This window comes from Lentzea albidocapillata subsp. violacea, from assembly GCF_900100275.1.
Taxonomy (GTDB): domain Bacteria; phylum Actinomycetota; class Actinomycetes; order Mycobacteriales; family Pseudonocardiaceae; genus Lentzea; species Lentzea violacea.
Map to the genome: position 1 here is coordinate 104343 of NZ_FNET01000009.1, position 25608 is coordinate 129950.

25 protein-coding genes and 1 tRNA gene are annotated in these 25608 nt (G+C 69.3%); 17 read left to right on the forward strand and 9 right to left on the reverse strand.

Annotation, left to right across the window (positions count from 1 at the left end; all coding sequences use genetic code 11):
• The first annotated feature begins 47 nt into the window (after positions 1 to 47).
• Both BLR21_RS21115 and BLR21_RS21120 read left to right on the forward strand, forming a co-directional pair.
• Positions 48 to 2087, forward strand: a complete 2040-nt coding sequence (locus BLR21_RS21115) for a bifunctional MFS transporter/dTMP kinase (RefSeq protein ID WP_090007543.1) — start codon at positions 48 to 50, stop codon at positions 2085 to 2087.
• A 23-nt stretch (positions 2088 to 2110) separates the two neighbouring features.
• Complete coding sequence (locus BLR21_RS21120; RefSeq protein WP_090007544.1) at positions 2111 to 3307, forward strand: DNA polymerase III subunit delta'; 1197 nt, start codon at positions 2111 to 2113, stop codon at positions 3305 to 3307.
• Positions 3308 to 3346: 39 nt separating this feature from the next.
• Here BLR21_RS21120 and BLR21_RS21125 read toward each other — a convergent pair whose 3' ends face one another.
• Positions 3347 to 4696 (reverse strand): hypothetical protein, encoded by a 1350-nt coding sequence (locus BLR21_RS21125; protein WP_090007545.1) that lies wholly within the window; start codon positions 4694 to 4696, stop codon positions 3347 to 3349.
• A 108-nt stretch (positions 4697 to 4804) separates the two neighbouring features.
• Here BLR21_RS21125 and BLR21_RS21130 point away from each other — a divergent pair.
• Positions 4805 to 4878 (forward strand) — tRNA-Thr (locus BLR21_RS21130).
• 52 nt (positions 4879 to 4930) lie between these two features.
• Here the strand turns inward: BLR21_RS21130 and BLR21_RS21135 are convergent.
• Positions 4931 to 5587 (reverse strand): HNH endonuclease family protein, encoded by a 657-nt coding sequence (locus BLR21_RS21135; RefSeq protein WP_143027802.1) that lies wholly within the window; start codon positions 5585 to 5587, stop codon positions 4931 to 4933.
• A 133-nt stretch (positions 5588 to 5720) separates the two neighbouring features.
• Here BLR21_RS21135 and BLR21_RS21140 point away from each other — a divergent pair, with 133 nt between their 5' ends.
• Positions 5721 to 6539, forward strand: coding sequence for an endo alpha-1,4 polygalactosaminidase (locus BLR21_RS21140; RefSeq protein ID WP_143027803.1), 819 nt, complete (start codon positions 5721 to 5723; stop codon positions 6537 to 6539).
• Here BLR21_RS21140 and BLR21_RS21145 read toward each other — a convergent pair.
• Together BLR21_RS21145 and BLR21_RS21150 are read right to left on the reverse strand one after the other, a co-directional pair.
• Positions 6512 to 7252 (reverse strand): SRPBCC family protein, encoded by a 741-nt coding sequence (locus tag BLR21_RS21145; RefSeq protein ID WP_090007548.1) that lies wholly within the window; start codon positions 7250 to 7252, stop codon positions 6512 to 6514. The genes BLR21_RS21140 and BLR21_RS21145 overlap by 28 nt on opposite strands.
• Positions 7249 to 7845, reverse strand: a complete 597-nt coding sequence (locus BLR21_RS21150; protein WP_176929727.1) for an ArsR/SmtB family transcription factor — start codon at positions 7843 to 7845, stop codon at positions 7249 to 7251. The genes BLR21_RS21145 and BLR21_RS21150 overlap by 4 nt, the downstream gene beginning before the upstream one ends.
• A gap of 144 nt (positions 7846 to 7989) precedes the next feature.
• Here BLR21_RS21150 and BLR21_RS42625 point away from each other — a divergent pair, with 144 nt between their 5' ends.
• On the forward strand, positions 7990 to 8163 hold the full coding sequence (locus BLR21_RS42625; protein ID WP_157512937.1) for a hypothetical protein: 174 nt from the start codon (positions 7990 to 7992) through the stop codon (positions 8161 to 8163).
• Here the strand turns inward: BLR21_RS42625 and BLR21_RS21155 are convergent.
• The 3 genes from BLR21_RS21155 to BLR21_RS21165 all read right to left on the reverse strand — a co-directional run bounded on the left by BLR21_RS21155 (position 8145) and on the right by BLR21_RS21165 (position 10401).
• Positions 8145 to 9107 carry a TIGR03617 family F420-dependent LLM class oxidoreductase gene (locus BLR21_RS21155; RefSeq protein ID WP_090007549.1) on the reverse strand — a complete coding sequence of 321 codons (963 nt, stop codon included), beginning with the start codon at positions 9105 to 9107 and terminating at the stop codon, positions 8145 to 8147. The genes BLR21_RS42625 and BLR21_RS21155 overlap by 19 nt on opposite strands.
• Positions 9108 to 9131: 24 nt before the next feature.
• Positions 9132 to 9830, reverse strand: a complete 699-nt coding sequence (locus BLR21_RS21160; protein WP_218130918.1) for an excalibur calcium-binding domain-containing protein — start codon at positions 9828 to 9830, stop codon at positions 9132 to 9134.
• 118 nt (positions 9831 to 9948) lie between these two features.
• Positions 9949 to 10401, reverse strand: a complete 453-nt coding sequence (locus tag BLR21_RS21165; RefSeq protein WP_090007550.1) for a DUF4442 domain-containing protein — start codon at positions 10399 to 10401, stop codon at positions 9949 to 9951.
• A gap of 174 nt (positions 10402 to 10575) precedes the next feature.
• Here BLR21_RS21165 and BLR21_RS21170 point away from each other — a divergent pair, with 174 nt between their 5' ends.
• Together BLR21_RS21170 and BLR21_RS21175 are read left to right on the forward strand one after the other, a co-directional pair.
• A complete protein-coding gene (locus BLR21_RS21170; RefSeq protein WP_090007551.1) occupies positions 10576 to 11097 on the forward strand; it encodes a MarR family winged helix-turn-helix transcriptional regulator in 522 nt (173 codons plus the stop codon).
• Positions 11098 to 11099: 2 nt separating this feature from the next.
• Positions 11100 to 12734: an MDR family MFS transporter gene (locus tag BLR21_RS21175; protein ID WP_090007552.1), complete on the forward strand. Its 1635-nt coding sequence runs from the start codon at positions 11100 to 11102 to the stop codon at positions 12732 to 12734.
• A gap of 55 nt (positions 12735 to 12789) precedes the next feature.
• Here BLR21_RS21175 and BLR21_RS21180 read toward each other — a convergent pair whose 3' ends face one another.
• Entirely contained in the window at positions 12790 to 13296 is a 507-nt protein-coding gene (locus BLR21_RS21180) for an inorganic diphosphatase (RefSeq protein ID WP_090007794.1), read from the reverse strand.
• A 124-nt stretch (positions 13297 to 13420) separates the two neighbouring features.
• On the opposite strand from BLR21_RS21180, the gene dacB reads away from it, so the two are divergent.
• Genes dacB through hpt form a run of 4 tightly spaced genes read left to right on the forward strand, consistent with a single transcriptional unit; the run spans position 13421 to position 18009 of the window.
• Positions 13421 to 15463, forward strand: coding sequence for a D-alanyl-D-alanine carboxypeptidase/D-alanyl-D-alanine endopeptidase (dacB, locus tag BLR21_RS21185; RefSeq protein ID WP_143027804.1), 2043 nt, complete (start codon positions 13421 to 13423; stop codon positions 15461 to 15463).
• Between the two features lie 28 nt (positions 15464 to 15491).
• On the forward strand, positions 15492 to 16535 hold the full coding sequence (locus BLR21_RS21190) for a zinc-dependent metalloprotease (RefSeq protein WP_090007554.1): 1044 nt from the start codon (positions 15492 to 15494) through the stop codon (positions 16533 to 16535).
• Positions 16532 to 17443 carry a tRNA lysidine(34) synthetase TilS gene (gene tilS, locus BLR21_RS21195; RefSeq protein WP_090007555.1) on the forward strand — a complete coding sequence of 304 codons (912 nt, stop codon included), beginning with the start codon at positions 16532 to 16534 and terminating at the stop codon, positions 17441 to 17443. Before BLR21_RS21190 ends, tilS begins: the two co-directional genes overlap by 4 nt.
• A gap of 17 nt (positions 17444 to 17460) precedes the next feature.
• The gene (gene hpt / locus BLR21_RS21200) at positions 17461 to 18009 is read left to right on the forward strand and encodes a hypoxanthine phosphoribosyltransferase (RefSeq protein WP_030477529.1); all 549 of its coding nucleotides are present in this window, start codon (positions 17461 to 17463) and stop codon (positions 18007 to 18009) included.
• Positions 18010 to 18559: 550 nt separating this feature from the next.
• On the opposite strand, the gene BLR21_RS21205 is transcribed toward hpt, so the two are convergent.
• Complete coding sequence (locus BLR21_RS21205) at positions 18560 to 20218, reverse strand: substrate-binding domain-containing protein (RefSeq protein ID WP_256334837.1); 1659 nt, start codon at positions 20216 to 20218, stop codon at positions 18560 to 18562.
• Between the two features lie 366 nt (positions 20219 to 20584).
• Here BLR21_RS21205 and ftsH point away from each other — a divergent pair, with 366 nt between their 5' ends.
• Genes ftsH through BLR21_RS21235 form a run of 6 tightly spaced genes read left to right on the forward strand, consistent with a single transcriptional unit; the run spans position 20585 to position 25567 of the window.
• On the forward strand, positions 20585 to 22780 hold the full coding sequence (gene ftsH, locus BLR21_RS21210) for an ATP-dependent zinc metalloprotease FtsH (RefSeq protein ID WP_090007557.1): 2196 nt from the start codon (positions 20585 to 20587) through the stop codon (positions 22778 to 22780).
• Positions 22777 to 23424, forward strand: coding sequence for a GTP cyclohydrolase I FolE (gene folE, locus BLR21_RS21215; protein WP_090007558.1), 648 nt, complete (start codon positions 22777 to 22779; stop codon positions 23422 to 23424). Before ftsH ends, folE begins: the two co-directional genes overlap by 4 nt.
• Positions 23425 to 23456: 32 nt before the next feature.
• Positions 23457 to 24242 (forward strand): dihydropteroate synthase, encoded by a 786-nt coding sequence (folP, locus tag BLR21_RS21220; protein WP_090007559.1) that lies wholly within the window; start codon positions 23457 to 23459, stop codon positions 24240 to 24242.
• Positions 24235 to 24627, forward strand: coding sequence for a dihydroneopterin aldolase (gene folB / locus BLR21_RS21225; RefSeq protein WP_090007560.1), 393 nt, complete (start codon positions 24235 to 24237; stop codon positions 24625 to 24627). Before folP ends, folB begins: the two co-directional genes overlap by 8 nt.
• Entirely contained in the window at positions 24624 to 25118 is a 495-nt protein-coding gene (folK, locus tag BLR21_RS21230; protein WP_090007561.1) for a 2-amino-4-hydroxy-6-hydroxymethyldihydropteridine diphosphokinase, read from the forward strand. The genes folB and folK overlap by 4 nt, the downstream gene beginning before the upstream one ends.
• Positions 25115 to 25567, forward strand: coding sequence for a DUF3180 domain-containing protein (locus BLR21_RS21235; RefSeq protein WP_090007562.1), 453 nt, complete (start codon positions 25115 to 25117; stop codon positions 25565 to 25567). The genes folK and BLR21_RS21235 overlap by 4 nt, the downstream gene beginning before the upstream one ends.
• Positions 25568 to 25608: the final 41 nt, after the last annotated feature.

Genomic DNA, 25608 nt, shown 5'->3' on the forward strand with positions numbered 1-25608 from the left:
GTCACCACATCCGGTTACGCTGACCGCACGGGAGTGGCGACTTAGGGGTGACTGAAATTCAGGACGCGGACACACCGGCGACCGAGGCAGGCCAGGCAGGGCAGGCCCAGTCCAGCGTGTCCACGGTTCACCGGCTTCGATCGGTACTGGCCATCAGGCCGTTCCGGCGGCTCTGGCTCGTCACCTACCTGTGCAGCGTTGGTGACTGGCTGTCACTGCTCGCGCTGACCGGTCTGGTCTCCGAGATGATGAAGAGCTACCAGTGGCAGTCGTTCGCGCTGTCGCTGGTCGTGCTGACCCAGCTGCTGCCGGGCATCCTCTTCGCGCCCATCGGCGGCGTGCTCGCGGACAAGTTCGACCGCCGCAAGGTCATGGTCATCTGCGACGTCCTGCGCGGGTCGCTGTTCATCTCGATCGCGCTGATCGGCTCGCCGATCTGGCTCTTCGTGGCGAACTTCCTGGTCGGCTGCTGCGCGATGCTGTGGATCCCGGCCAAGGAGTCGGCGGTCCCGAACCTGCTGCGCCGCCCCGACCAGGTGGAGTCGGCGAACCAGCTCGGCCTGGTGATGACCTACGGCATCTCCACGATCAGCGGTTTCGGCCTGTACTCGCTGATCGCGGGCATTCCCGCGTATCTGAACCTGCAGGGCGGGAACCTCGAGTTCAACATCGCGACGATCGCGGTGGTGATCAACGGACTGCTCTACTTCACCTCCGCGATCCTGGTCGCGACCCGCCTGCCGGAGCTGTCCGGCCGTGTCTCCTCCGCCCCGAGGAAGGAGGAGGACGGCGACAAGCCCGGCTTCGGCGCGATGTTCCGCGAGGGCCTGAAGTTCGCCGCCGCGACGCCGCTGGTCCGCGGCCTGGTCATCGGCATGATCGGCGCGTTCGCCGCGGCCGGTGTCGTGATCGCGACGGCGAAGCTCTACGCGCAGTCGCTGCTGGGCGGCGCCTCGACGTTCGGCCTGCTGTTCGTGGCCGTGTTCTTCGGGCTCGCGGTGGGCATGGCGACCGCGCCCCGGCTGGCCCAGCGCCTCGCCTACAACCGCCTGTTCGGCGTCACGATCGTCTTCGCCGGCATCTCGCTGGTGCTGGTCGCGCTGGCCCCGCACCTGTGGATCGCGCTGCTGACGGTCGCGCTGGTCGGCGCGTGCGCGGGTGTGGCGTTCCTGACGGGCCTGACGATCGTGGGTTCGCAGGTCGAGGACGCCATGCGCGGCCGCACGGTCGCGTTGATCCAGTCGTTGCTGAAGATCGTGCTGTTCGGTGCCTCGGCCGGTGCGCCGCTGCTGGTCGCGTTGCTGCAGAAACGGCAGGTCAGCGTGTTCGGCCATCCGATGGAGGTCGACGCGACCCGGCCGGTGATGCTCGGCGGCGCCGCGATCGCGATCGTCCTGGGGCTCGTCGCGTACCGGCAGATGGACGACCGCCGCGAGGAGCCGGTGCTGTCGTCGCTGTTCGCGGCGATCCGCGGCCGCCGGCACACCAAGGGCATGCTGATCGCGGTCGAGGGCGACACCCGCGAGGACACGTCGGTGCAGGCCCGCCGCCTGGCCGCCGCGTTGCGCGCCGAGGGCCTCGACGTGCTGCTGGCAGCCGACCCCGAACACGACGAACGCCGCCTGCGCACGATGCTGTCGTCCGCCGAACTGGCAGGCGTGCGCGCGCAGGCACTGGTAGCCGCCGCAGTTCGTGCCGATGTCGTCGAACGGCAGGTGCGCCCCGCGCTCGACAGCGGCTCCATCGTGGTGATGGAGCGCTACGTCGACTCGCCGCTCGCGCACTTCACCGCGACGAGCACGCTGGAACACCAGGAGCTCGAAGGCCTGGTCGACTGGGCCACCGGCCGGTTGCGCCCGGACCTGACCGTCCTGCTCGACCGCCCCGGCGCCGACGCCAAGGGCATCGGCCCGGAACACCACTGGCGCGTGCAGCGGCTGCTGAGCGAGATGGCCGCCGCCGATCCGGACCGCTACGTCGTGGTCGAGGCCGAGGGCGACGCCGACGAGGTGGCCGACCGGGTCCGCTCCTCCGTGCTCCCGCTGCTGGCCGGGCGCAAGCGCGCGGTCCCCCAGGCCGCGGTCTGATCCGTCGCTGGAAGACTGCACCCATGAGCGTGTGGGACGAGGTGGTCGGCCAGCCCGAGGCGGTGGCGATGCTGTCGGCGTCCGCGGAGGCAGCGGCCATGATCGTCGCGGGCGGCACCCCGGCACCCGGCGTGATGACCCACGCCTGGCTCTTCACCGGTCCACCCGGCTCCGGCCGTTCGTCCACCGCCCGCGCCTTCGCCGGTGCGCTGCAGTGCATCGTGGCGGACGACCGCCCCGGCTGCGGCGAGTGCTCCGGCTGCCGCACGACGTTGCACGGCACGCACGCCGACGTGCGCGTGGTGGCGCCAGAAGGCCTGTCGATCTCCGTCGCAGAGATGCGCTCCCTGGTCCAGATCTCCGCTCGCCGTCCCACGTCGGGCCGGTGGCAGGTGGTGATCATCGAGGACGCCGACCGGCTCACCGAGGGCGCGGCCAACGCGCTGCTGAAGGCCGTCGAGGAGCCGCCGGAGCGGACCGTGTTCCTGCTGTGCGCGCCGTCCGACCACCCCGACGACGTGTCGGTGACCATCCGCTCCCGCTGCCGGCTCGTGTCGCTGGGATCGCCCCGGCCCGCCGCCATCGCCTCGGCGCTGGAGGCCGTCGACGGGGTGTCGCCGGAGATGGCGCAGTGGGCGGCCGCGGTCTGCGGCGGGCACGTCGGACGGGCCCGCCGACTGGCCTCGGACGAGCAGACGCGGTCCCGGCGCGAGGCCGTGCTGCGGATCCCGCTGGCGCTGCGCAAGCCCGCCGACGTCTTCACCTGCGCCGACGAACTGATCAAGGCCGCGGAGGACGACGCCTCCACCGCCAACGAGTCCCGCAACGAGGCCGAGCGGGAGGCGTTGGAGACCGCGATGGGGGCCGGCGGAACGGGCAAGGGGACCGCCGCCGCCTCCCGCGGAGCCAAGGGCGCGTTGAAGGACCTGGAGAAGCGGCAGAAGTCGCGGGCCACCCGGACCCAGCGCGACTCCCTGGACATGGCCCTGGTCGACCTGGCCGCGTTCTACCGCGACGCGCTGGTGGTCCGGACCGGCTCCGAGGCGGCGTTGATGCACCCGGACCGGGCCCAGGACTCCCGGACCGCCGCCGCTCAGTGGTCGTCGGAGTCGATCCTGCGGCGGCTGGAGGCCGTGCTGGCCTGCCGGGAGGCCATCGAGGTCAACGTGAAGCCCCGCATCGCCATCGAGGCGATGGTGACGACGCTGCACCGCGGCTGAGGCCTTGCACCAGGCCCAGCGAGGCCGCTACCTCGTGCCCTAGGACGACCTGCGCCTGGCCGGCAGCGCGGCGAAGATCACCACTCCGGCGAGCAGCAGAGCCGTGCCGGTCCAGAACAGCGGGATCGACTGGTACGCGGCGTTCGTATAAGCCAGCGGCGGGGCCCCCTTGGGCGGTGCCGCCACCGGTGCGCCGGGCTGCTGCGGCACGGTCGTCTGCGGCGGCTGCGAGGTCCCGCAGATCACGCCACCCTGCGGTGCCGCGGCCCGCACGATCTGCTCGCCCAGCGAGATCTGCGCGAGCGCCGTAGGCAGGTTCGGCAGCTTCAACTTGTCCGTCGGCAGCACCTGCACGTCGAGCATCCGCGCGGTGGCCCCGAGCTGGAACCCGCTGAACCCGGTGCCCGTGAAGGCCGCCTTCTTCTCGTTGAGCCCCGCGATCTGCAGCTTCACCACGACCAGGTCCAGCAGCAACGGGATGTCGAGGGCCGGGTGCGCGGCGTCGAGCGTGCCGAGCTCCTTACCGTTCTGACTGACCTTCAGCACCGGCGCGGTGTAGGTGATCTTCGAGGTCGCCTCGTCCCCGGTGGCCGTGGCCGTGAGCGTCGGCGGGCTGGCGACGTCGATCTTGATGCCACCGGCCAGCTCGATGCTGACCGCGCGCATCGTCGACGTCGACTCGACGGCCTTGTTCTTGCTGCCTGGCAGGTCGACGAGCCTGACGACGGAACTCGCCTCGAACGTGTCCGGAATGCTGATCAGACTGGTCTTCACCGGCAACGGCACCTCGGCCGGCAACGCGCTCAACACCTCGAGGCCGGCCAGCGACGTCCTCGCCGTGGCCAGCGGGCTGATGCACGGCCCGACTTTCTCGTCCCACCGAGCGTGCACACTGCCGTTGAGCAACTTCAGCTTCGCCAGCGGCGTCTCCGGAATCGGCAGCCCGCCGTTCGTCGGCTGCGGGTTGTCCGGAATAGCCGTCTGCACCAGCGTCCCCGGCGACTGCGGCGACCGCCCCGCCACCGCGAACCCGAACGGATTCGCCTGCGTCACCACCCGCTCGGTACTGAGGAACGCCTCGGTGTTCACCTGCGCACTCGCGAGCCCCAGCCCGAACTCGGTCACCGACTGCTTCGGCAACTGCTCACCGAGCCCAGGCAGGATCGTGTTCGTCGGCACCCCCTGCGGCCCGAGCCGCACCACGGTGAGCCCGGTCCCGGCATCACCGACGGCATGCGCAAGGGGCTGCGGCCCGTTCGGCGCCGACGCCGGCGGCTGGTTCGGATCGCGCGGCCCCGGAACCGGAGTGGTCGGAGGCTGCGCGAGCGCGGGAGCCGCGACGAGCGCGAGCAGCAACCCGGCCAGCGGCACGGACAACGAACGGCGCATGAACCTCTCCCTGGCGGTTAGGAGGTCGTGACGTCGGTCACGGTCCATACAACGATGCCGACCCCTGTGAGTAACGCGGTTGCGGGTCGGTTATAGTTATCGCGTCTCGCCGCCTTAGCTCAGTCGGCCAGAGCAGCTCACTCGTAATGAGCAGGTCATCGGTTCGATTCCGATAGGCGGCTCGGTGAGACGGAAGGGCCAGGTCACTCGCTGACCTGGCCCTTCTGCCTTTCTCTAACCGCACGTCGTAAGCGCGTTCTCCAACGCCGAACGTTCCGCCGGTGCCACCGACAACCCGTAAGCGGCTTTCACCGTCACGTAGATCCGCCCATACGAACACGCGTACCCGGCATTGGGCGGCATCCACTCGTCGGGCGTCTTGTCGCTCTTCGACCGGTTGACCTTGCTGGAAACCGCGACAAGGTTGCGCAGGTCGTTGGCCGCGGCCAGGCGCTGTTCGGGCGCCCACGCCGAAGCGCCGCTGCGCCACATCTCCGCCAACGGCACCACGTGGTCGACCTGGATCTTCGAGACGCCGGTGACGCGCGAGCCCGTGTAGGGGTCGTCGAGCGTGCCTGCCTGGACGCCGCAGCGGCCCGGCTTGCGCTCGACGCCGGTCAGGTCGCGGGCCAGGACCTGGCTGCGCTGGTCGCAGCCGTCGCCGTCGGTGTCGAACCACGGCTGGCCGAACACGCACGCCTTGCCGTCCGTGCAGTCGCGCGCGTATCCGTCCATCCGGCCCGGAGCGGCGACCGGCAGGGCTGTGAGCGACGTGCGCGCGGTGGCGGCGTCGAGGGTGCCGGTCGGTACCCGGTCCACCTGTGGTGCGGAGGACGACAGGGGTATCGCGGAACAGCCGGTCAGCAGGACGATCAGCAACAGCCACCGCATGAGAAGGGCGTACCCGCCGTGAAAGGCGTGATGGCCGCCCAACGGCGTAACCAGGAAGCTGGATCTCATTCAAGAGCAACGGAGTGCTGTGCTGTTACGCCTGCGCAACTCCGCGAGTGACAGACTGCCGCGCATGAGAACCACCGCGGTGGTGGCCGCCCTGCTCCTGCTGGTCGCCTCCTGCTCGGGCGAGCCGGACCTGCCGCCGCGCGAGTTGCCGCCGGCCGGTGGGCAGCTCGACTACCAGCTCGGCGGCGCCTACCAGCCGGACGTGCCGGTCAAGATCGTCGTGCGCGACCGGAGCAAGATCATCGACGGTCGGCGCTACAACATCTGTTACCTCAACGCGTTGCAGACGCAGCCCAGTTCGATGGAGGGCGGGCTCGACTGGTGGCGCAAGAACCACGCCGACCTGCTGGTGACGAAGCCGGACGGTGAGGTCGCGATCGACCCGGAGTGGGCCGAGGGCATTCTCGACATCTCCACCGGGGAGAAGCGGAACAGGATCCTCGAGATCCAGAAGAAGTGGATCAAGGACTGCAAGACGGCCTTCTACAAGGGCGTCGAGCCGGACAACCTCGACTCCTACACGAGGGCCGAGGGGGCGTTCGACCTCAACGCCACCAAGGAGTTCATGAAGGCGTTCGTCAGGTACGCGCACGAACAGGGCCTTGCGGTGGCACAGAAGAACACCGCCGAACTCGGTGACGCGGGCAAGAAGGAGATCGGCTTCGACTTCGCCATCGCCGAGGACTGCCAGGCTCGCGACGAGTGCAACGCGTATGCCGACGCGTTCGGCAACGACTTCTTCCAGATCGAGTACACCGACGAGGGTTTCCGGAAGTCCTGCGCCGATCGCGGCGGACGGGTCTCGGTGATCCGCCGCGACCGGAACGTGGTGCCGTACGGGCACGCGGACTACGTCTACGAGGTCTGTCCGCCGACGGTCTGATTCAGGAACGCCTGCCACTTCTCGGCCTGGCCGGTCGCGTCACCGAACAGGTGGTGGCCGACGGCGTTGGTGCCGTGGAACCGGTAGATGCCCTCCGGGCCGCGCACGCCCAGGAAGTTGTGCTGGTCGTGCTCGACCAGGTAGTCGACGACGCCGTGGATGCCGAACGGTTCGAGGGTGACCTTGTCGCCGACCTGCGCGCCTTCGGGGATGCCGAGCGCGTTGAGCAGCACCGGCCAGTTGTCGGCCCCTTCGGGCTGCGGCGGCCACTGGGCGAACACGTACACGCCGTGCTTGCCCGCGAAGTGCTTCACGTACTCGGCCATCGTGAACAGGTACATGTCCCAGCCCTTCGACTGCTGGTCGACGAACTCGTCGCCCCAGCCGTCGGCGAGGATGCCGCTGTGCACGAACCGGAGCACGGTCGAGCCCTGCTCCCGGCTCTCGATCAGGTACTCCATCGCGTGGAACGTGCCGTCCTCGCCCTTGTCGCCCTCGTAGGCAAGGCGCTTGCCGGGCTCCCACGCCGTGATCGTCGAGGCTTCCTGGAAGAAGCCCAGGTCGAGCGACATGCGGCCGCCCAGGCGCCCGTCGACGGTGTGCGGGCCCATGAACCACGAGTCGATGCCCGGCCCGGTCGCGATGGCGTCCCAGACCTGCTCGGGAGTTCCGTCGACCTCGACTTCCTTGCTGATCTCGAACTCGTGCGTCACGACTCTTCCTCCTTGGCGTTCACGCTGGGGTGCAGGGCGACGACGACTCGGTGCGGGCGCCCTCCTTCGGCCTGTTCGTCGTGGTACTTGGCGACCAGCTGCGTCATGAACCCGGCGAGCTCCTCGGCGAACGCCGCGCGGTCCGCCGCCGTGGCGAACCTGACCTCGCCGTCCAGCGCGAAGGTCGCGAGCCGTTTCTTCGCCTTGGTCGCGCCCGTGAGCAACGTGCCGACGTCGCGCACCAGCCTGGCGGAGACCGCCAGCAGCCATCGGGCGGATAGCCGATCGGGTGACCGCGCCGGGTCCGGCTGCACGGCCGCGAGCGCCATCGGAGAGATGACGTAGGACGCGGCGGTCGCCTGCATCAGGCGCTCGTTCACGTTGCCCTTGCGCCGTTCCTCGACGAGCTCCACCAGGCCGTGCTGCTCCAGCGTGCGCAGGTGGTAGTTCACCTTCTGCCTGGGCAGCCCGACCTTCGCGGCGAGCATCGTCGCCGATCCGGGCTCCACCAGCTCCGCGAGCAGTCGCGCCCGCACCGGGTCCAGCGACACCTCGGCCGCGGAAGGATCCTCGATCACCGCCACTTCGAACATGGCCCCAGCGTCACACCGAAAACAAAATTAGTCAAGAACTGAGTTGCTGTCGGTGACTTTGCTCCACCTGGGTGGCGTTCGAGCCGGTACCGTAAGCGATGTCTCGATTGGTCGTTGCTTGTTCGCAACCCTTGAGGAGACAACATGATCATGATGCTGGCCCTGACCCTGCTGGCACTGCCCTTCGCCCTGACCGCGGCCACCGTCGGCAGACGCCGGTGGATCCGCAAGAGGGGCGTCTCGAGAGTGCGCGCCGAGCTCGACGCGTTCCACGCCGAGCTGGCACGTCAGGGGCTCAGTCACTTCTCCGGGCGTTGAAGCACCGCACTCGACGGAGAAACCCTGGTGACGACGTCGCCGTACCGGTCCAGCAGGGCGGCCGTGACGGTCTCCGGGGTGCCGAGAACGCAGAACTCGGCCAGCACCTCGTCCGTGATCAGCTCGCTCATCTCCGCCCACTGCTGCCGCCGTGACATGCGGTGCAGCTCCTCGTGCAGCGCGCCCCAGCCGTGCAGGTCCAGCACCGGCCGGTACGCGGGCGTCGACCCGTAGAAAGCGATCTGCCGCTTGACGTCGGCGATCTCCTGGTCGTTCGTCGCGGCGAACACCGGGCCGCTGATCTCGAAGCCCTCCAACGTCTTCCCGGCCTTCGCGCGGCCGCGTTCGAGCGCGGGCAGCGTGACTTCGCGCAGGTACCGCTCGGTCGTGAAGTTGTGGCACAGGAAGCCGTCCGCGACCTCGCCCGCCACCTCGGTCATCAGTCCGCCGACGCCCGCGAGGTAGATCGGCGCGGTGCCGTGCGGGTTCGGGCCGGGATCGAAGAACGGCGTCATCAGCGTGTGCTGGTAGAACTCGCCGCGGAACGCCAGCCGCTCGCCGGTCTCCCAGGCGTGCCAGATGGCGCGGATCGCCAGCACGAACTCCCGCATGCGCGCGGCCGGCCTGCCCCACGGCATGGCGAAGCGCTTGGTGATGTGGGCTTCCACCTGCGAACCCAGCCCGAGGTTGAACCGGCCCCCGGAGAGCAACTGGAGGTCGTTGGCCGTGGTCGCGACGGTCATCGGGTTGCGCGCGAACGCCACCGCGATCGCCGTGCCGAGCTCGATCCGCTCGGTCGACGCGGCGGCGCCGGCCAGCGCGAGGAACGGGTCGTGCTTGGTCTCGGCGAGCCAGAACCCGTCGTAACCCCGGTCCTCCGCCCGCTTCGCGATGGCCCCGGCCTCGCCTGGCGTGTAGTCGACGGCAGCGCTGTCCAGCTTCATGCCGCTGAGGCTATTGCCCGCCGGTCAGCGATACCCGCTGCTGTAGCGGGACTCGCAGGCGACGCCGTTGCGGTTCCCGTCGAGTTCGATGCGGTAGCCAGGCCGGCCCCAGTAGAGCGGCGCCGCGCCTGCCCAGCGTGCCTCGTCGCAGCTCGCGTAGAAGACGGGCTTCGGCTTGGGCGGCGCGGGCGGCTTCGTCGTCGTGGTCGGGGCCGGCGGTGGTGGCGGAGGCGGGGGAGTGGAGGTCTCCAGGGCGTCCTTGCCACCGCACGGCGCTCCCCAGAGGCCCATCGGGACGCGCTGTGCGGCCCCTTCGGCTTCCTTCTGGCCCGGTGTCGGCGCGCCCGCGGTGCGCCCGGCGCCGTTGCCCAGCGCGAGCAACGCGTAGTCGGTGCCGTCCGTGAGGCTGAGCGCGCCGGTCGCGCGGTCGTAACGAACCTGCTGGTTCAGCAGCATCGCCTTGGCAAAGCTGCCGGCGGCCTCAGCCCAGCACGGCCCCGGCTGTGCGAGGCCGCTGACCTCGGCTTTCGACCCGTCGGAGAGCATCACGGAACGGCCGTCGACGATCGACGCCACGCTGATGCCCAGCTGGGCGGGCGGGATCACCGCGGACGACGACGCCGTCACCGGCGCGTCCTCGGCCGGCTTCTCCACCGCAACGGGCCTCGACTGCACCTGTGCGGCACATCCTGCGGTGAGCAGGACCAGCACGACTCCGCCCACACTTCTCCACCCCGACATGACCCGGAATACTGCCTGCCCGGAGCGGTGTGGCCAAGGTTACGTATTCGGATCGGATCGGTTCACCGCGATTCCGAACTGAGATACGGAGATGCCCAGTTCAGCGTACGGGCTTCAGCGTCCAGACGACGGTCATCTCGCCGGTGGTCACGCCCTCGGCGTTGGTGATCGTGATCGTGACGGGGAACTCGGGCCGCGTGCCGGACTCCAGTTCGGCCAGCACCTCGTCCGCGGAGCGTCCCAGCACGGCCTCCGCGCGCAACGGGCCCATCGCGATCTTCTTGTACGCGATCTCCGCGCGGACGGCCAGCGGCGTGGCCTTGCCGAGGTGCGCGGCGAACGCGGCCATCACGACGGCACCGGACGCGGACTCGCCGAGGCCGAACATCATGGCGGCGTGCGGCCCGCCGATGTGGTTGTGCAGCGTCGGGGTGTCCGGCAGCGACGCGACGATGCGGCTGGCGGAGACCTCCTCGAACTCGATGCCCGTGTTCTTCACGTAAGGCACCGCCTGCTTCATGGCATCGGCGATGAACGACACGTCTTGGCTCATGAGAGCGATGCTACCGACGAGTAACCCAAGTTGCTACCCGTCGGTAACCACTACTCGGCGCGTCCGTACCACTCCGCTGTGGAGTGAGACTCGGAACTCACTTGCGTATCAGTGGACCGAGATGGATGCTTGTACCGAGCAACTAGTTGGGTGATACAAGCAACGAGGTGTCAGATGGTCGATCCGGGCAGGTGCTTCGGTACCGGCGTCGATCCCGAGCACGAGCTCGCGGACCGAGTCGGCATGGCGATGGTGCGGCTGAACAAGATGCACGCCCAGGTCAGCCATCAGATGGCCAAGCAGGGCATGGACAAGTCCGCCTTCGTACTTCTCGCGACGCTCTCCGGCCTCGGGGAGTGCCGCTCGAGTGCGCTCGCGGAGGCGGTGCTCTCCGATCCGTCCACGATCAGCCGGCAGGTGGCCGGGCTCGTGAAGGACGGACTCGTGGAGAGGCGAGCTGATCCGGCGGACGGCCGGGCCAGCGTTCTCGCGGTCACCGAAGCGGGCCGCGAGCTGATCCTGAGCCGGCGCCGGCAGCGCAACGAGGCGATCGAGCAGGTGTTCGCGGACTGGGTCGACGAGGACTTCAGGGGCTTCGCGGACCTGTTCGAACGCTTCGTCCAGGACTACGAGCGCACGATTCCGGCGCTTTTGACCGCACGCGGGATGGGGACCCGCGCAGGAGGGGAAAACTAGAAATGTCAACCACAACCGGTGCGACACCCACGCCAGGGGTTTCCCTGACGCATCGCCAGATCATGACGATCCTGTCCGGCCTGCTGCTGGGCATGTTCCTCGCGGCGCTGGACCAGATGATCGTCGCCAGCGCCATGAAGACCATCGCGGACCAGCTGCACGGACAGACGCTGCAGGCGTGGGCGACCACCGCCTACCTGATCACCGCGACCATCACGACTCCGTTGTACGGCAAGCTGTCGGACATCTACGGGCGCAAGCCGATGTACCTCGCGGCGATCTCGCTGTTCCTGGTCGGCTCGCTGCTAGCGGGCATCGCGACGTCGATGTACGAGCTGGCCGCGTTCCGCGCCGTGCAGGGCCTGGGCGCCGGCGGTCTGATGTCGCTCGCGTTCGCGATCATGGCGGACATCATCTCGCCGCGGGAGCGCAGCAAGTACTCCGCCTACTTCATGGCGGTCTTCGGTTCGGCCAGCGTGCTCGGGCCGGTCATCGGCGGCGTGTTCGCCGGTCTCCCCACGTTCCTCGGTGTCACCGGCTGGCGCTGGGTGTTCCTCGTGAACGTCCCGATCGCGCTGCTCGCGCTGTTCGTCGTCGCCCGCGTGCTCAACATCCCGCACCAGCGGGTGAACCACCGCATCGACTTCGGTGGCGCCATCGCGCTGACGGTCGGCCTGGTGCCGCTGCTGATCGTGGCCGAACAGGGCCGCGAGTGGGGCTGGGCGTCGGTGACGTCGATCGCCATGTACGTGATCGGCGCGCTCGGCCTGGTGGCGTTCGTGTGGGTCGAGAACCGCATGGGCGACGAGGCGCTGCTGCCGATGCGGATGTTCCGCAACCACACCTTCTCGCTGGGCAACGCGATCAACTTCGTGCTCGGCATCGGCATGTTCGGCGGCATGGTCTCCATCCCGCTGTACCTGCAGATCGTCAAGGGCGTCACGCCCACCACGGCCGGTCTGATGCTGCTGCCGATGACGTTCGGCATCATGTCGGCCACCGCGATCGCGGGCAGGGTCACGTCGAAGACCGGGCGCTACAAGATGTTCCCGATCATCGGCGCCGGCCTGATGACGATCGCGCTGTTCCTGCTCAGCTCCATCGGCACGGACACGCCGAGCTGGCTGGTCATGGTCTACATGTTCGTCATGGGCGCGGGCCTCGGCCAGTGCATGCAGACGCTGCTGCTGGCGATCCAGAACGACGCCGAGCCGCGTGACATGGGCGTGGCGACCGCCTCGGCGACGTTCTTCCGCCAGATCGGTGGCACCGTCGGTACCGCGGTGTTCCTGTCGATCCTGTTCACCACGGTCGGCGACAAGATCGCTTCCGGGCTGCGGTCCGCGTTGCAGACCGACGCCTTCAAGGCCGCTCTGGCGCAGAACCCGGAGTTCGCGAAGATGCTGCAGGGCGGGGGCGGTGTGGACATCAACAACACCGAGTTCCTCAACGGCCTCGACCCGGTGCTGGCCAAGCCGTTCCTCGACGGCTTCTCCAGCGCGATCGACACGGTCTTCCTGACCGGCGGCATCGTGATGATCGTGGCGTTCGTGCTCGTGTGGTTCCTGCGCGAGAAGCCGCTCTCGACCCGGTCGGGCCTGGAGCGCGTGGCGGACGCGGAGGCGATCGCGGTCTAGGGCAGGACATGAAAAAGAGGGGGTCGCTTCGAGCGGCCCCCTCTTTTCGTCGTGCTCAGTGGAACGTCTCGCCCCTGGCCTCGGCGTCCTTCAGACGCTGGTAGGAGCGCTTGATCTCGGCCTCGGCCTCGGTGCGGCCCACCCAGGTCGCGCCCTCGACGCTCTTGCCGGGCTCCAGGTCCTTGTAGACCTCGAAGAAGTGCTGGATCTCCAGGCGGTCGAACTCCGCCAGGTGGTGGATGTCCCGCAGGTGCTCGTGGCGAGGGTCGTAGGCCGGGACGCACAGAACCTTGTCGTCGCCGCCCTTCTCGTCCGTCATGCGGAACATGCCGATCGCGCGGGAGGCGATCAGGCAGCCGGGGAACGTCGGTTCCTGGACGAGGACGAGGGCGTCCAGCGGGTCGCCGTCCTCACCCAGGGTGTTCTCGATGAACCCGTAGTCGGCCGGGTACTGCGTCGACGTGAACAACGTGCGGTCGAGGCGGATGCGGCCACTCTTGTGGTCCACCTCGTACTTGTTGCGCACGCCCTTGGGGATCTCGATCAGGACGTCGAACTCCACTGGTCCTCGCTCATGTAGCCCATTCGTGACGCCCACTAGTGTGGACCACGACGCCTTGTCAACCCTCATCGGAGCGGCGGTTGGTGGGTGTGAGATTGCCCGTACCGAGCTGACGGAGGCTCTCTTGCCGGACGACCCCCAGTGGCCGACCGAGGACGACGACGCCGAGTCGGTCGCTGCCGCCTCACAGCCAACGGTGCAGGTCAACCGCCCGTCCGTGGATCAGCCGACGATGCGTCTGCCGCTCGCCGCGGTGCTCTCGGCACCGTCCACTCAGGAGCCGCCGCGCTCGTCGCCGATCCGTTCCGCCCCGAACGCCACCGGGCCGGGTCACGCCGCCCCAGGTGTGCCAACGGCCGGTTCCGGCGGTTCCGGCAGGCCTTCCGGTGACACCGCCGGTGGGAAGTCTCACGGGGCGATTGGTCCAGAAGTCGGCCAACCTCGGGCCGTCCCGGTGCGCGTCGAGCCGAAGAAGGACCAGACCCGTGTCGTGCCGAGGCCGGAGCAGAGGACCGCGGAACTCTCCGTGCCTCCCGGCAAGACGGCGCGCGTCGACCAGCTGCCGCACCTGGAACCGTCGTGGTTCGACCAGCAGGTCAGGTCCGACCGGCAGCCGCGTCCCGAGCAGACCAAGCGCGTCGACCAGCTCCAGGGCCAGGCACCCCCACGTCAGGAACCGCAGCGTCAGGAACCGCCACGTGCCGAGCCGGCCCGTCCGGTACCGCCGCCTCCGCGCCAGGAGCCCCGGGACCTACCCGTCACCGGCTACGAGGAGGAACCCGAGGACCGCCTCGCCGACGAGCCCAGGAAGAGCCGCAAGCCGCTGTTCGCGGTCCTGAGTCTGCTGGTCGTCGCGGCCCTGGCCGGCGCCACGATCTACGCGGTCAAGGAGTTCGGCGGCGCCGAGGCGATCGAGACCAGGCCCCCGGCCGCACCCGCGAACGTCCAGCCGCTGGTCAAGGCGGTCACCGCGGGCGCACCGGCACCGACCCCCGCCGGTGTGAAGCGGGCGCTGGCCGGACCCGCGGGCAACAGCGCGCTGGGCACGCTCACCGGCAGCGTCATCGACCCTGCCAGCGGCACCGCGCTGTGGCAGCAGGGCGACACCACGCCCGCGACCCCGGCGTCGAGCCTCAAGATCCTCACGGCCGCCGCGGCGCTGCTGAGCCTCGACAAGACCGACCAGTTGTCCACCAAGGTCGTCCAGGGTGCCGAGCCCGGCACCGTGGTCATCGTCGGCGGTGGCGACCCGACGATCTCCGGCGCTCCCGGCCGGTCGGTCTACCCCGGCGCCGCGACGCTCGACGACCTGGTCGGCCAGGTCAAGGCCAAGGGCCCGGTCACCAAGGTCCAGTTCGACCTCAGCCGGTACACGGGCGAGCCGCTCGGGCCGCAGTGGGAGTCGGTGGACATCGCGGGCGGCTCGGTCGCGCCGATCGTGCCGTTCATGCTCGACGGCGGCCGACTCGACCAGACCAACATCAACGGCACGCGCACCGGCAGCCCGGCCCAGGCCGCGGCGGACGCGTTCGCACAGCGCATCGGGGCACCCGCGGCCACGGCAGGCACGGCCCCGGCGGGCGCGCAGGTGCTCGGCGAGATCAAGTCGGCGCCGATCGAGCAGCTCGTCGACAACATGATGCAGATCTCGGACAACGTGCTGACCGAGGCGATCGCCCGCGAGATCGCGATCAAGACGGGCAACGAGCCGTCGTTCGCGGGCGGCGTGAAGGCCGTGCGGGACGTGCTCACCAAGAACGGTTTCGACCTCACCGGGGCGAACTTCGTGGACGGCAGCGGGCTGTCCGCGACGAACAAGATCCCGCCCAAGCTGCTCACCGACGTGCTCACCACGGCGGCGAAGCCCACGCTGGACGACGCGCGCACCGCGAAGCTGCGGCCGTTGCTGACGGCACTGCCGGTCGCGGGCGGCAGCGGCACCCTCGCCGGTCGCTACGACGGCACCGCGGCACCGGGCAAGGGCTGGGTGCGGGCCAAGACCGGCACGCTCACCGGCGTCAACGCGCTCGCCGGCATGGTCGTCGACGTGGACGGCCGCGTGCTCGTGTTCTCGTTCATGTCCGCGAGCAACCGCAACCCGGAGACCGAGGTGCGGCCCGCACTGGACGTGCTGGCCGCCGCGTTGCGGGGCTGTGGCTGTTCGTAGTGGGCCGGGCGCAGGTAGCGTCGGAAACGTGAACGGCGCGACGGAGGCAGAGCTCGGCCCGGTGGACTGGGAGCTGGCGGTTTCGACCGCCGTGCGGCTCGTCCGGCCGGGCCCCGTGATCGGCAAGGACGAGGCCGACCACGTCGTAGGCAGACTTCGTGAGCTCGCACCCCGGGCGGAGGTGCACGTCCGCGAGCTGACCGGACTCGGCCAGGGACTGCCGCTGCTGCCGGGCGAGGTCGTGGACAGGCCGGCGTGGGTCGCGGCCGCCGCGCAGGGCCTGGCCGCGCTGACAGCGCCCGCGATGCCGCGCCAGACAGGTCCGATGGCGGGCATCCTCGCCGGTACGGCCGGTGTGCAGGCGGGCGTCGTGCTGGCGTTCCTGTCCTCGCGGGTGCTGGGCCAGTACGACCCGTTCAGCCCCAATGAGCAGCTCGCCGGGCGGTTGCTGCTCGTCGCGCCGAACATCGTTGGCGCGCAACAGGCCCTGGACGTGCCGGACGACGACTTCCGCATGTGGGTGTGCCTGCACGAGTGCACGCACCGGCTGCAGTTCACCGGCGTGCCGTGGCTGCGCAGGTACTTCTCCGACCAGGTCACGGCGCTGCTGTCCTCAATGGATGAAGAGCGCGCGCCGCTGACCGACGTGATCCGCGACTTCCGCAACAAGCTGCGCGCCGGCGACGGCCCGATGGGACTGATAGAGCTCATCCAGTCGCCACAGCAGAAAGCCATCCTGGACCGGCTGATCGCACTGTCCACTTTGCTCGAAGGCCACGCCGACCACGTGATGGACGCGGTGGGGCCCACCGTGGTCCCGTCCGTGTCGACCATCCGCACCCGCTTCAGCGCGCGGCGCAAGGGCGGCGGCCTGCTCGACCGGATCCTGCGCACGGTGCTCGGCGTCGAGGCGAAGGTGCGGCAATACGAGGAGGGCGCGGAGTTCACCGAGTACGTGGTGGAGCGCGTCGGCATGGACGGCTTCAACACGATCTGGACGTCCGCCGACACGTTGCCGACCCGCGCCGAGATCGCCGAGCCCATGAGCTGGCTGCGCCGCGTGTCACCGTGAACGGACCGGTCGCCGAGATCAGGACGGCGGTCCGCCGTTTCCTCGACGAGGTGCGGCCGGAGCACGTGACGGTCGCCGTCTCCGGCGGCGCGGACTCGCTCGCCCTGGCCGCCGCCGTGGCACGGCTGGTGCCCGGCGCATCCGCGGTCGTCGTGGACCACCAGCTGCAGCCGGGATCGGGCGACGTGGCCCTGAAGGCGGCCCGGCAGTGCTCGGAGCTTGGTCTCGTAGCGCGGGTGGAGCCGGTCTTCGTCGAAGGTGGCGGCGGGCCCGAGGCCGCGGCCCGCAAAGCCCGCTACGCGGCCCTGAAGCCGTCGTCCGGCGTCGTGCTGCTCGGCCACACCCTGGACGACCAGGCGGAGACCGTGCTGCTGGGCCTGGGGCGCGGATCCGGCCCTCGCTCGATCGCCGGCATGCGCGCGTTCGACCCGCCGTGGGGCCGTCCGCTGCTCGGCGTGTCGCGCGCCGTCACCCGTGCGGCGTGTGCGGAGCAGGGCATCGAGGTGTGGGAGGACCCGCACAACCTCGACCCGTCGTTCACACGTGTGCGGTTGAGGACCGAGGTCCTGCCGTTGCTGGAGAACGTGCTGCAAGGCGGCGTGGCCTCGTCGCTGGCGCGCACGGCGGCTCAGTTGCGTGAGGACTGTGACGCACTCGACTCTCTCGCGGAAGCCTTCGTCGGCGACTGCTGTGCCGTCGACGACATCGCAGAGTTGCCCGCCGCTTTGCGACGCAGAGTGGTCAGGGCGTGGCTGATCGACGAAGGCGTGCCCGAACTGTCCGATTCGCATCTGCGCCGCGTTGACGCACTGGTGAGTGAATGGCGCGGTCAGGGCGGTGTCTGGCTACCTGGCGGCTTTGTCGTGCGGCGCGCGCATGGCAGGCTCGTTGTGGAACCACAGTCTTAAGCAGAGGGGACCTGTCCGTGTACGACGGCGACATCGCATCCGTGCTCATCACCGAGCAGGAGATCAGCGACAAGGTCACCGAACTCGCCAAGCAGGTCGCGGCTGATCACCCAGAAGGTGACTCCGACCTCGTGCTGATCACTGTGCTCAAGGGCGCCGTGATGTTCATGGCCGACCTTGCCCGCGCGCTGCCCGTTCCGGTGCAGCTCGAATTCATGGCCGTTTCGTCCTACGGGTCGTCCACGTCGTCCTCCGGCGTGGTGCGCATCCTGAAGGACCTGGACCGCGACATCGCCGACCGCAACGTGGTGATCGTCGAGGACATCATCGACTCGGGACTGACCCTGTCGTGGCTGCTCAAGAACCTGCAGTCGCGCAAGCCCCGGTCGCTGCAGGTGTGCACGTTGCTGCGCAAGCCCGACGCGGTGAAGGTCGAGGTGCCGGTGAAGTACGTCGGCTTCGACATCCCCAACGAGTTCGTCGTCGGGTACGGGCTGGACTATGCGGAGCGGTACCGGGATCTGCCGTACATCGGCACGTTGGATCCGAAGGTCTACTCCAGCTGAGTTTTTGTGTGAGGCGGGGGCGTTGCCGGGACTGGCAGCGCCCCCGTTTTGCGTTGGCGTGCGGGTCGGCTTGCGGGCGTTTGTCGCGTTCCAGCGGGGTGGTTGCGCTGGCGCGCGAGAGGTCGCCTTGCGAGGGTGGTCCGTCAGGTCGTGACGGAACTGCGCGGGGTTGCGATTGGGGCTTGACCTTGAGCCTCTGGCGGGATGCTTGACGGCCGGAAAAGGCCGGGCTGAAAGCGCCCGGCCGTGCCCATGAGGGGAGCATCCCGCCCACTCAAGGTAAAGCCCCAATCGCCGTGAGCGGACCCGAACCGCTACCCGGCGCTCTAGGTTCGGACGGCTCGCTTCGCATCGCCACGCCAGGTTTCGTACGTGGTTGCTTTGCGTTGGCGGGTGCCTGGTGGCACCGCGCGGGTCTGTTTGCGGTGGCTGGTTCCTGTTCCAGCGGAGGGTGGCTCTGCGTGCGCGCGGTCGCGTTCCAGTGGGACCCCCGCCAACGACAACGCCGGGCCTCCCGAAGGAAGCCCGGCGCTGTGCGGTCACACGAGAATCAGCAGTTCGGACGGCACCGCCGCTGCGACACGGCGTCCAGCAGCACGCCGCGGATGTCCTCCGGGTTCGGCGCCTGGTAGGCCTTGCCACCGGTGGCGGCGGAGATCGCGCGAAGCGCCTCCATGTCCACCTCGTCGCCGAGGCCGACCATGATGACCGGGACGGGCTTCGCGGGGTCGGACTCCCGCTTCAGGGTCTCGATCAGCGCGTTGGTGTCGATCGACGAGATGTCGTCGTTGCGGCCGTCGGTCATCAGGACGACCGAGTTGACCTTCGACGGGTCGTAGCCCTTCAGGACGTGGCGGTACGCGGCCAGGGTCGTGTCGTTCAGGGCCGTGCCGCCGCCTACGAGGCCTGGCAGCTGGGAGGCGCCTGCCTCCAGGCGCTTGCGGCGGGTCACGCCGGCCAGGGGTTCGCCCAGCGGGCCGATCGGGACCAGTTCGATCCAGTCGTTCGGCGGCTTCTTGTCGGTGGAGAACGCCCACAGGCCGATCGCCGTGGTGTCCGGGAGCATGGAGAGAGCGGTCATGGACGCCTGGGTGGCGGCTTCCACGCGGGTCTTGCCGTTGCCGCTCTTCTCGATCATCGAGCCGGAGACGTCGATGACCGTCAGCATGCGCATGTCCAGGCTGATGGCGCCCCACGTGCGCAGCAGTTCGGAGACCTGGTTCGCGTCCGGGGTCTCGATCAGCTTGACGTCGCCTGCCTGCACGCCTTCAACGTCGGTGCTCCACTTCGCGGGGGCGGCGCCGCCCACCGTGCGGAAGCCGGCCTCGCCGAAGCGCTTGGAGGTCTCGCCGGAGCGCAGGGCCTTCTCGAACTCGGCCGCTGCCTCGCCGATGCCCTCCGTCTCGTTCGGGCGGGAGACCCGGACCAGCGGGTAGTCGAACGAGAGCGTGCCCTCCCTGGGCGGGGCGCCCAGGACGGCGTTGTCCTTCGCCGAGCGGTTGTTGGCGACCACGGACTGTTCGGTGGCGGCGAAGAGCGGTGCCTTCTCCGCGTCGGTGGTGACCTTGCCGAACGAGTCGCGGACCGACGGGACGGCGCTGCGGCCCACGCGCAGGAGGGTGCCGACCAGCTCGGGCTTGGGCGTTCCGTCCGGGTTACCCAGCAAAGTACGGATCACGAACAGCGAGGCGAGGCCCTCGGACGTCATCGTCGGGTCGCTCATGGAGATCTGGACCTTCGGGTCCACGACCCTGGCCCACGAGACGGGGGTGATCGGGAAGCCGATCTTGGCCATCGCCTGCTCGGAGCCCGCCATCACCAGCGGGCTCGACGCCAGCGAGGGCTTGATGTCGAGCTTCGGGGCCTCCGGGCCGGTCTCGGCGGCCTGACGCTGGGCCTCGGCCGCCCACATCGAGGAGTCCGGGATCCAGAGGGAGTGGGGGTTGATCTGCGCGGTGGGGAGCTCGTTCGCCACGTCGGCCGCGTTGCGCGACTCGACCTGGACCTGGACGCACCGGCCGCGCACGACCGGTTGTGATCGCTGGTAGTCCTGCGCCGCCGCGTTCACCACATCCAGGGCGGCCGGTGTGACGGCGATCTTCAACGGCAGTGCGCCGGAGCAGTCGGCACCGCTGGTGGCACGCAGTGCCACGACCGTGACGCCCGCCGCCGCGACCACCCCGAGCAGGGCGGCCACGGGGAGGGCCACCCGCCGGAACAATCCGGGGGACGTATGACGTGCTGACATACAGTTACTTACCTTCGGTCACGTGTTCACTCTTTCGAGTGGCGGGAGAACACTCGGGGGATGAATGAGGATGACATGTGACCCGCAAACGTAATGAGATGGCGTGACCTGCGTCACTCGTCTGGACGGCCGTATTTGTTCCGGATGAACCAAACTGCGTGAACATGCGTGGTGGGGGTCACCTGAGGGAACCACGGATCGCCCCCGCCCGTTGGTTGCTCAGTACCCGGCCAGCGAGCGGTAGGCTGGTCGGACGCGGTATGTGGGTCTTCCACTGCCCGACGCGCAAGTCAGGGAGGGTCGAGGCCGCCCGCCGGCCGTAAGTGCATGGACCGCAAGCGCCTGCTTCGCAACCCGCTGCTGTGGATCGCTGCGGTGTTGCTGCTCTACTTCGTCTTCACCGTGCTCTTCGACGACGCACGCGGCTACCACCCGGTCAAGACGTCCCAAGCACTCCAACAGGTGCGGGACGGCAAGGTCAAGGAAGCCACGATCGAGGACAAGGAGCAGCGGCTCCGACTCACCCTCACCGACGGCACCACCTTCGAGGGCAGCAACCGCCTGATCACGCAGTTCCCGGCCAGCTCGACGGACGAGATCTTCACCGTCCTCGACCAGGCCGGCAACAAGCCGACCGTCGAGACCAAGGTCAGCCAGGAGTCCATCCTGATGCAGATCTTGATCTACCTCGTGCCGCTCGGCCTGTTGTTGCTGCTGCTCATGTGGATGATGAACAACGCCCAGGGCGGCGGCAACCGCGTCATGAACTTCGGCAAGTCCAAGGCCAAGCAGTTGTCCAAGGACATGCCCAAGACCACGTTCGCCGACGTCGCCGGTGCCGAGGAGGCCGTCGAGGAACTCGAGGAGATCAAGGACTTCCTCCAGAACCCCGGCCGCTACCAGGCACTCGGCGCGAAGATCCCGAAGGGCGTGCTGCTCTACGGCCCGCCGGGCACCGGCAAGACGCTGCTCGCCCGAGCCGTCGCCGGCGAGGCGGGCGTGCCGTTCTACTCGATCTCCGGTTCGGACTTCGTCGAGATGTTCGTCGGTGTCGGTGCCTCGCGTGTGCGTGACCTGTTCGAACAGGCCAAGCAGAACGCGCCGTGCATCGTCTTCGTCGACGAGATCGACGCGGTGGGCCGCCACCGCGGCGCGGGTATGGGCGGCGGTCACGACGAGCGCGAGCAGACCCTCAACCAGTTGCTCGTCGAGATGGACGGCTTCGACTCGCGCGGCGGGATCATCCTGATCGCGGCGACGAACCGTCCCGACATCCTCGACCCCGCCCTGCTGCGCCCCGGCCGCTTCGACCGTCAGATCCCGGTGTCCGTACCGGACCTGAAGGGCCGCAAGCAGATCCTCCGGGTGCACTCGAAGGGCAAGCCGCTGGCCGCGGACGCGGACCTCGACGGCCTCGCGAAGCGCACCGTCGGGTTCTCCGGCGCCGACCTCGCGAACGTCATCAACGAGGCCGCGCTGCTCACCGCGCGGCACAACGGCCACACCATCGACGGTGCGGCGCTCGAGGAGTCCGTGGACCGAGTGATCGGCGGTCCGGCCCGCAAGAGCCGGATCATCTCCGAGAAGGAGAAGAAGATCACCGCGTACCACGAGGCCGGGCATGCCCTGGCCGCGTGGGCGATGCCGGACATCGACCCGGTCTACAAGGTCACGATCCTCGCCCGCGGCCGCACGGGTGGTCACACCCTGTCGGTGCCGGAAGAGGACAAGGACCTGATGACCAGGTCCGAGATGATCGCGCGACTGGTGTTCGCACTGGGTGGCCGTTCCGCCGAGGAGCTCGTCTTCCACGAGCCCACGACGGGTGCGTCCAACGACATCGAGCAGGCGACGAAGATCGCCCGCGCGATGGTCACCGAGTACGGCATGAGCGCGAAGCTCGGCGCCGTGAAGTACGGGCAGGAGCAGGGCGAGCCGTTCCTCGGACGCTCGGCCGGTCGTCAGGCGGACTACTCGCTGGAGGTCGCGCACGAGATCGACGAGGAGGTGCGCAAGCTCATCGAGGCCGCGCACACCGAGGCGTACGAGGTGCTCGTCACCTACCGCGACGTCCTCGACGACCTCACGCTCGAGCTGATCGAGAAGGAGACCCTGCACCAGAAGGAACTGGAGCGGATCTTCGCCCGCGTCGAGAAGCGGCCGCGCATCACCCAGTTCAACGACTTCGGTGACCGCAGGCCGTCCGAAATCCCGCCGATCAAGACCCCTGGTGAGCTCGCCAGGGAGCGCGGCGAGCCGTGGCCCCCGGTCGTCGAGGACACCCTCGACGACGAGCCGGACCCGCAGCAGGCAGATCCCGCTGCCGCGGCACCGGCCACCGAGGCGCTGCCGTCGCCCAACGGGTCGAACGGTGTCCACCAGCCCGGTCAGCCTGCGAACCAGGCGGGCCCGCCGAACTACGGCGCCCCGCCCGGATGGACCCCGGCGACGGTGCCCGGCGGCAAGCCGCACAACGTCTGGGAGCCGAAGAAGGCGCAGCCCGACCAGGACGAGCGGCAGTGACCGAGCAGAACCAGCTCGACGGAGACGCCGGCCTCACCCACGACGGGGAGGCCGGCGTCTCCGCGCGGCGGGTCTTCGACCATGCGCGCGCGGAGGCTGCGGTGCGCGAACTGTTGATCGCGTGCGGTGAGGATCCGGACCGGGAGGGTCTGCGCGAGACACCCGCACGGGTGGCGCGTGCCTACCGGGAGTTGTTCGCCGGGCTCTACACCGAGCCGGACAGCGTCCTCGCGAAGACGTTCGACGAGAGCCACGAGGAGCTCGTCCTCGTCACGGACATCCCGATGTTCAGCTTCTGCGAGCACCACCTGCTGCCGTTCCACGGCGTCGCGCACGTCGGGTACATCCCGAACGAGCACGGCCGCGTGACGGGGTTGTCGAAGCTCGCGCGGCTCGTCGACCTCTACTCGAAGCGTCCGCAGGTGCAGGAGCGGCTCACGTCGCAGGTCGCGGACGCCCTGGTGCGCAAGCTGGAGCCGCGCGGCGTGATAGTCGTGATGGAGGCCGAGCACCTGTGCATGGGCATGCGCGGTGTGCGCAAGCCCGGTTCCCGCACGACGACGTCGGCGGTGCGGGGGTTGCTGCGCACGTCCGCGTCCTCACGGGCGGAAGCGATCGAACTGATCAGGGGCCGGTCGAGGTGAACGGTCTGCCTCGTCCCGGCCGCTGTGTCGTGATGGGCGTGCTGAACGTGACGCCCGATTCGTTCTCCGACGGCGGCCGCTACATCGACCGGCGGGACGCGGTCGCGCACGGCGTCGAGATGTTCGAGCGCGGTGCGGACATGATCGACGTGGGTGGCGAGTCGACCCGGCCCGGCGCCGAGCGTGTCGAGCCGGCCGAGGAGATCGCCCGCATCGTGCCGGTGATCAGGGCCCTGACCGGTGAGGGCGTGCCGGTCAGTGTGGACACCATGCGCGCTTCCGTTGCCGCGGCAGCGTTGGAGGCAGGTGCGTCGATCGTGAACGACGTGTCCGGTGGCCTGGCCGATCCAGGGATGGCCGCCGTCGTCGCCGCGGCCGGAGTTCCGTACGTGCTCATGCACTGGCGTGGGCACAGCACGGAGATGGACACGCTGGCGGCGTACGACGACGTGGTGACGGACGTTCGCACGGAGTTGCTGGAGCGCGTCGAGGCCGCGCTGGCCGCCGGTGTCGCGGAGTCGTCGATCGTGCTCGATCCGGGGCTGGGGTTCGCGAAGCTCGGCGACCACAACTGGGAGTTGTTGCAGCGCCTGGACGAACTGGTCGAGCTGGGCTTCCCGGTGCTGGTGGGGGCGTCGCGCAAACGCTTCCTCGGCACGTTGCTCGGCAACCGTCCACCGGACGGCAGGGAGGACGCGACCGCGGCGGTGTCCGCTCTGGCCGCGTTCAACGGAGCGTGGGGTGTGCGGGTGCACGACGTCGACCGGACGCTGGACGCGGTCGCCGTCGCCGCTGCGTGGAGGCGGGGACATGGCTGACCGGATCACGTTGACGGGCCTGCGGGTGCGCGGCAACCACGGGGTGTTCGAGCACGAGAAGCGCGACGGGCAGGAGTTCGTCGTGGACGTCACGCTCTGGCTGGACCTGAGCGCGGCGGCCCGCACGGACGACCTGAAAGAGACCTACCACTACGGCGAACTGGCCGAGATGGCCGCGGGCATCATCGGTGGCGAGCCGTGCGATCTCATCGAGACCGTGGCCGGCCGGATCGCCGACGCCGCGATGGCGGACTCACGGCTGCACGCGGTCGAGGTGACGCTGCACAAGCCGTCCGCGCCGATCCCGCTGACGTTCGCCGACGTGTCGGTGACGATCCGCCGGTCGCGCCGGTTGGCCGCGCCGCTGCCCAAGGAAGCCCGGTGAGCCGCGCGGTCCTCTCGATCGGCTCGAACGTCGGCGACCGGTTCGCGTTCCTGCAGTCCGTCGTGGACGGGCTGCGGCCGTTCGTCGTCGCTGTGTCGCCGGTGTACGAGACGGCGGCGTGGGGCGTCGAGGACCAGCCGGACTTCCTGAACGCCATCGTGATCGTCTCCTCGGACGACGTGGACGAGTGGGGCTGGCTGCGGCGCGGTCAGGCGCTGGAGAACGCCGCCGGACGCGTGCGGGAGAAGCGCTGGGGCCCCCGCACGTTGGACGTGGACGTGGTTTCGGTGGACGGGGTGACTTCGGACCACCCGGACCTGCTGCTGCCGCATCCTGGGGCGTTTGAGCGCGCAACAGTTCTCATTCCGTGGCTCGACGTGGAGCCGGACGCGGTGCTGGCGGGCCACGGACCCGTTGCGAGCCTGGAGTTTTCGGCCGAGGGCGTGCGGCGGCGCGACGATCTCGTGCTTTCGGGTTGGATGGAAGCGTGAAGTTCACCCGTCCCCGCGACCTTGCGGCCGTTGCGATCATCGGCGGTCTGCTCGCGCATCTGCTGCTGCGGCTCACGTACGACTCGTTGCCGCCGTTGCCTCTGCTGGCCGGGTCGACGCTGTTCGTCATCGCGGTCGTGGAGGCGGTCTTCGGGTTCTCGTTGCGGGCCAGGATCCAGCGCCGGCGGGGCGCGCGTCCGGTGCAGCCGCTGACCGCCGCCCGAGCGGTCGTGCTGGCGAAGGCCTCGTCCGTTCTGGGCGCTCTGATGTTCGGTGCCTGGAGCGGTTTGCTGATCTTCGTCCTGCCCGTTCGCGACTCGTTCCCCGCGGCCTCGAACGACCTGGTGGCGGCCGTTGTCGGGGTGATCGCGGCGGTCGCGCTGACGGCTGCGGCGCTCTGGCTGGAGCTTTGCTGCAAGACGCCGGAAGAGGGTTCCGGGAAGGATTAGATACCCGGCCATAGGTCTCAGTCACATAACTACGCGGTACC